A 6,110-nucleotide genomic window follows, 5' to 3' on the forward strand; every position below is an offset into this window, starting at 1 on the left:
GTTCAAATGAACGTCGCCTTGTCCGCTAACAATTGTTTGCGACAATTCAGAATCCTGATGCATCGTAAAGGTCGGGTCCTCAAAATGACACTGGGCAAGACCAGTCGACATTTTATCTTCCGAGCCTTTATTCTTGCATTCAATCGCTAAGCGATAAGTTGGCGGCGGGAATTCGACCCGGCGCAGTTTGATTTGAGAAGTCGCATCGCAGAGCGTATCACCGGTTTTCGTTTCCTTGAGTTTGATCGTACCAGCTAACTCGCCGCAGGAAACAGAATCGACCGTCTTACGATTCTTGCCATTCACTAAGAAAATGGTGTTGATTTTTTCTGCTTTACCGGTTTGGGTGTTGATCAATTCGTCGCCGGTTTTTACCGAACCCGACCAAACCCGGAAAAGCGAAATGTCGCCAACATGGGATTCGTTCATCGATTTGAAGACCTGCACGCAAGCGGGCAGACTCACATCTGGCTTTCGTTTCGAGCCATCCTCCGCCTCTACTGGCTCGCGTTCGGCAGGTGAAGGGCAAAACTCAATCAAGAGATCCAGTAAATCGTCGGTACCGATATTCTTCTTAGCGGAACCGCACATCACCGGATGAACCTTACCGCGTTGAATACCAAGACGAATACCACGATCCAACTCTTCATCGGTTAGTTCACCGGTATCGAAATACTTCTCGATTAGTGCATCGTCGGCTTCGGCAGCCGCTTCGATCAAACCGCGTCTCAATTCTTCGGCTTGCTCTTTGAACTCGGCAGGAATTTCCGACTCAACACTCTTACCGGAACCGTCTTTCCATGTCCGCAATTTCATGTGAACGACGTCGATTATCTGATGAAACGTCTCTTTTCCCACTCCTATCGGATATTGCATCGCCACGCAACCGTTACCGTAAGAAGCGCGGATTTGTTCATACACTTTATCGAAATTCGCATTTTCGCGGTCGAGGCAGTTCACGAAGAACAGCGTGCCGATTCCCTTTTCACGGGCGGCATCAACTGCGTGATCGGTACCAACTTCCACCCCTCCAACTGAATGAACCACTGCAATACAAACATCTCCGACTTGGTACCCGCACAGCATTTCGCCGACGAAATCGGAAAAGCCGGGAGTGTCGATAAGATTTAGGTGGTGGCCATGCCAGTCAGCATTCAGCAAAGAAAGTTGAATGGAGATTTTCCGGTCGATTTCCTCTTTGTGAAAATCGGAAACGCTAGTGCCGTCATCGACGGAACCCAAGCGGTTAACTCCTCCAGTGGTGAAGATCATTGCTTCGACGAGTGATGATTTGCCGGAACCGCTGTGCCCGGCTAAAGCAATGTTTCGGATTTTATCCATCGGAAACGACAAGGGTGAACCTCCTTTTTCGGTGGTTTAAGCAGATTATTAAGATAGTACTCGAAGTGTTACGTGACAAGAGGCGAGACAAAAAAAACGCCGGAATATGTTTCCGGCGTTTAATCAATTCCTATTTTATCGGTCGTCAAAGGGGTCAATTTCGGGAGGATTCTGTTGACCACGACCACCCCGATGGCGATTTTGTCCACCTTTCGGAGCACCACGACCCATACGCTCGCGCATTAGCTGTTCCACACGCTCCGGGAAACGCATGATAAAAAGCTGCAACCGCGCCACTTGCCAAGGTTCCAAGACTTTCGATGTCGCAGTAACAAATACTTTGATTGCCTCAGCTTGTAACCGGTGATTTTCCATAAAGGTTTTTGATACTCGATCTACTTCCAAAGCAGTACTTGACGAACCCGGCTCGCCGAGTCGTCTGAGCTTTACGGCAAGCTCAATTCGTTCTTTTCGCAAATCTCTGGTTTTCCGTTCAAACTCGCTGAGGAGTGGGAAAAAGAGTTTTGCTTGTTCGGTTTTAATATCCAAGAGCCGGGTTAACCGAGCTATCATTATTGTTTCCAGTTTATCATCCGAGAGTGGTGATTCGCCGGGGGGATTCGGAAAATCGTCGTCGGCAGCTTCTGGTTGGGCAAACAGGAACAACGGAAAAGCGATTAACAGTAGTAACAATAGTCGTTTCATAACAACTCACTCCAATCAAGCGAGGTATCGTTTTTGAGTTCTTCGATGACCGCAGCTTGTTCGGTTTTTGATAATTTTTGCATGGAAGCATCGATGTCGATGTACATGTCCTCAGAGGAAATTGAATAGAGCGATGCCAGTAAATCGGTGTCGTATTGGACCGGGTCGCTTGTGACCTCAGAAACAATACCCGCTAAGTCGTCATCGGTAATTGTGTTAATCTCACTATCAGACATTTCCGGGGCAAACGAAGAGAGCAGACTTCCGGGTGCTCGTTGTTCGTTTTGTGGTGTCTGCTCAGGGATTGCTAACAAAAAGAGTGCGACGAATGCGATAGTAACGGCAGCTACTCCCGCCGGTTGCCAGAGGAACGATAGAATACGACGACGAGTCCGTTTTCGCTCCAAACGGGCAACAACGCCGGTAGAAATCCGATCCAAAGCGATGCGCGAAACCGTGCGCGGACCGGTGTGTGGCAGCTTTGCCGCCCACACTTCCAGTTCTTCCTCGCTCCACGTTTTCTTTGTCATTTCTCTTCCAACCATTCTCGAAGTTTTGCCACCGCAAAACTAAAGTTCGCTTTGACGGAACCCTCACTCTTTCCCGTTATTTCGGCAATCTCACCGTTCGATAAACCTTGTTCGTGACGCATTACAAAGATTGACCGTTGTTTCGTCGGCAGTCGCTTAATCGCAGTTTCTAAATGCACTCGCTGCTCATGTGAAATGATAATTTCATCAGGAAGCGGATCGTCGCTGGGTAGATTCAAACAACTTTCATCTTCTTCCGATTCCTCGCCGATTCGGACGAACCAGCGCAATTTCCGGTTGCGAAGTTTATTCAGCGAGAGATTGTACACAATGCGATAGAGCCACGATGAAAACTGACTGTCGCCGCGAAATCCCGGCAGCTCTTCCCATGCTTTGATAAAAGCGTCTTGTACGATGTCTTCCGCATCGGAACTGTTTCGCAACAACCGACTCGCCAATAGTAACGCCCCTTCGCGATGTGCCAACACAAGACGATTAAAAGCAACCGAATTACCTGCCGCGGCAGAGCTGATCCAATCGCGTTCCTGAGGGTCGGTTGCCATTATTGTGACACTTCTTAAGGGGGGTGGTTTAACTACCTCGGAGAGGAAGCTGCCGTCACAGGGAACCAATTGAATTGAACGTACAACCGGTCGCCCAACGCCCCTTGGAACGCATAAGCAAAGTCAAACAGGTAATCCCGGTATTTCAGTCCGAATCCGGCGGAGAAGCCCGCAATGGATTCGCTGGTGGCTCCTGTTTTCTGGTCAGCGCCTAACGTGCTATAACCCATCCGGAGTTTAAAGGGATCGGAAACATCGAATTCACCAGCTCCCGCGAAGTAAGGATCGGTATCAGACCATTTGGAGAGTTGCGCTAAAAGTGTAAGCGGGAGGTGATCCAATCGTTTCGAGAAACCGATGCGCATCGAAGTTGGTAAGTCGGTGGTGCTCTCATCGAATTTCTTCACATTGATACCGAGATTCCGAATATCGACACCTGCTTGTAACTGTGACATAATGGGAACGGGAGCGGAGATACCACCGGAAAATACAATCGCGGATGCGCTGTAGGTATCGATCTTCGAGGATAAATAGCCCAACTCAGCGCCAGTAGAAAAATACTTCGTTTGTTTAGCGATGAGTCCGGCTACATAGATGTCGTTGGCTCCGAAAGTGCCTAATTTTTCTCCGGCAACGGATGTTTTATCGAAACTTCCGTAGTTGAAGTATGCGAGTCGTCCGCCTACCGTGAAGCCGCGCCACGGTTGGGCATAGGCGATATGACCGGCGGAAAGGTCTAACGGATAGTCGATATATCCTACCGAAATCGTCCGACCAGTTTTATTGGCAAGCGAGGCGGGATTTCCATCGAAAGAAGTTGGTTGTGGATAGGCGGTATTCGCCGAGGCGATCGCGACCGACGCCGCGGAAAGGTCGCGCCGGAGAAAATCGAATCCCGCTTGTCCGGCTCCGGCGAATGCCTGAAGCGCAACCAGCGAGATACTTGTTATGAGAATAGAAATACGCTGAACCATCGTTCTCCTCCCTTTGGGTATGCATCGGTCAATGGTAACTAACTGCCGTGACAAGGGTTCGATTCCGCTCCTATCGCCAAAGGGACACTACTTTGCCGCTACAAACAATACTACGTTCGATTGAATAAAGCAATATAGCTATCGAACGGGTTATGAAGAAAAGCGGGACGATTATGGAAGACATTTCTAAGATTCTCTTGGTCTGGTCTAATTAGTCGAAGTAAGAATTGTTCTTCACCTCGGAAAAGTCGAAGAACCGATATTTGTTGAACATATTCTGTTCAAATCGATTCTTTGCGATTATGTATTAATACATCTGTTTCCAGTGGATATCAATGAGCAGACATCAAATGCTTGAAGGATACTAATCGAACACACATTCTCAGTTTCTTTTTGGTTGTTCGATCAATGATAACTACAGTCTAAAACCCAAATGCAAGAAAATCGTTTGATTCTCCTCCAACACCTCCCTATTTTACCACCAACGATTCGGGAGGTAACAATGTTCCAAACAACAATACAGCGCATTACGAAACCAAGAGCACTGTATGTTTTCTTTGCGGGGCTGCTGTTCTCCGTCACTTCGGCATTTGCCGAAGAAGCGGGTCATGCCGCACCGGAAGTCAATCCAGTCTGGATTCTACCATTTGTGATCTTATTGGCGTCGATTGCCGTTTTGCCTCTGCTCGCCAAGCATTTCTGGGAAAAATATTACGGAGCAATCGCTATCGGACTCGGTTTGGTGGTCGTAGGATACTATCTCTTTGGGCTCAATTATCCGATAAAACTATTGCATACCGGGCATGAGTACATCAGCTTCATCTGTTTGATCGGTTCGTTGTTCATCGTTTCCGGTGGAGTATTGATCCACATCTGGAAACCCGGCACGCCGCTTCTGAATATTGCCTTGCTCGCGGTAGGGGCAATCATTGCCAACATATTTGGTACGACCGGCGCATCGGCACTTCTGATTCGTCCCTTCATCCGAATCAACCGTCCCCGACTCAAACCTTATCATATCGTATTCTTCATTTTCATCGTTGCAAATTGCGGCGGTTTGTTGACACCAATCGGTGACCCACCGCTCTTCTTAGGGTACCTTAAAGGCGTTCCTTTCTTTTGGTTGTTTGAGCATGTGTTACCCATCTGGGTATTGACGGTTGGATTGATACTCGCTGTATTCTTTGTGATTGATTCCCGAAACAAAACTCCGATGACTGATGACCCACCACCCAAAGGGCATGGCAAATTCGAGATCGAAGGAAGTCACAATTTCATTTTCATCGTGATGATTTTGCTTGCGGTACTTTTCAATAGTCACCTCCCGATTTTCGTACCGGAAGCAATCCAGATCGCAGCCGCACTGCTATCGCTCAAGTTTACATCCAAATCGATTTATGAGAAAAATAACTTTAGTTTCGGACCGATCAAGGAAGTTGCGTTATTGTTTGTCGGTATCTTTGCGACAATGATTCCCGCTTTGCAGTACTTGGAACTACATGCTTCGCAGCTTGGCGTCGATACCCCGGGCATGTTCTATTGGATGAGTGGTGTGTTATCGTCGGTGTTGGATAATGCCCCAACGTACTTAACCTTCTTGTCCGCGGCGTTTGGTCTTCACGGCGCTAACTTGGATTTCAGTTATCACATGCACTGGATTTTAGGTTTGTACCAAGGGGTCGCACACGTTGAACCATCTCAACTCATCGGTACTGATACCGTTGCACCTTTCGATTCCGTTAAAGCACTTCCTGCCCTTATGGTAAGTTCCGCCGGGCAAGTATTTCCCGCAGCAAAATCATTCATGTATGTAATGGCAGTTTCGGTTGGTGCAGTGTTTTTTGGTGCGGTGACTTACATTGGAAATGGTCCAAATTTCATGGTGAAATCAATTGCCGACGAATTAGGTTGCGAGACGCCGAGTTTCTTTGGTTACATCGCTAAGTACAGCCTACCGATTTTGATTCCGATTTTCTTTGTCGTGTATCTAATCTGGT

The 6,110-nt window shown here is 47.8% G+C and carries 6 protein-coding genes; 1 reads left to right on the top strand and 5 read right to left on the bottom strand.

Annotated features, from left to right (window positions below; all coding sequences use genetic code 11):
• From OEM52_13225 to OEM52_13245, 5 genes are all read right to left on the bottom strand, one after another.
• On the bottom strand, positions 1 to 1,353 hold a 1,353-nt coding region (locus tag OEM52_13225; GenBank protein MDK9701097.1), incomplete at its 3' end, for a GTP-binding protein.
• A 123-nt stretch (positions 1,354 to 1,476) separates the two neighbouring features.
• Entirely contained in the window at positions 1,477 to 2,046 is a 570-nt protein-coding gene (locus tag OEM52_13230; GenBank protein MDK9701098.1) for a hypothetical protein, read from the bottom strand.
• Positions 2,043 to 2,576 (bottom strand): hypothetical protein, encoded by a 534-nt coding sequence (locus tag OEM52_13235; GenBank protein ID MDK9701099.1) that lies wholly within the window; start codon positions 2,574 to 2,576, stop codon positions 2,043 to 2,045. The genes OEM52_13230 and OEM52_13235 overlap by 4 nt, the downstream gene beginning before the upstream one ends.
• Positions 2,573 to 3,139 (bottom strand): RNA polymerase sigma factor, encoded by a 567-nt coding sequence (locus tag OEM52_13240; protein MDK9701100.1) that lies wholly within the window; start codon positions 3,137 to 3,139, stop codon positions 2,573 to 2,575. Before OEM52_13240 ends, OEM52_13235 begins: the two co-directional genes overlap by 4 nt.
• Before the next feature lie 32 nt (positions 3,140 to 3,171).
• Positions 3,172 to 4,113 carry a PorV/PorQ family protein gene (locus OEM52_13245; GenBank protein MDK9701101.1) on the bottom strand — a complete coding sequence of 314 codons (942 nt, stop codon included), beginning with the start codon at positions 4,111 to 4,113 and terminating at the stop codon, positions 3,172 to 3,174.
• Between the two features lie 502 nt (positions 4,114 to 4,615).
• On the opposite strand from OEM52_13245, the gene OEM52_13250 reads away from it, so the two are divergent.
• Positions 4,616 to 6,110 (top strand): sodium:proton antiporter (locus OEM52_13250; protein ID MDK9701102.1); only part of this gene is annotated, 1,495 nt, incomplete at its 3' end.

This window comes from bacterium, from assembly GCA_030247525.1.
Classification (GTDB): domain Bacteria; phylum Electryoneota; class JAOADG01; order JAOADG01; family JAOADG01; genus JAOTSC01.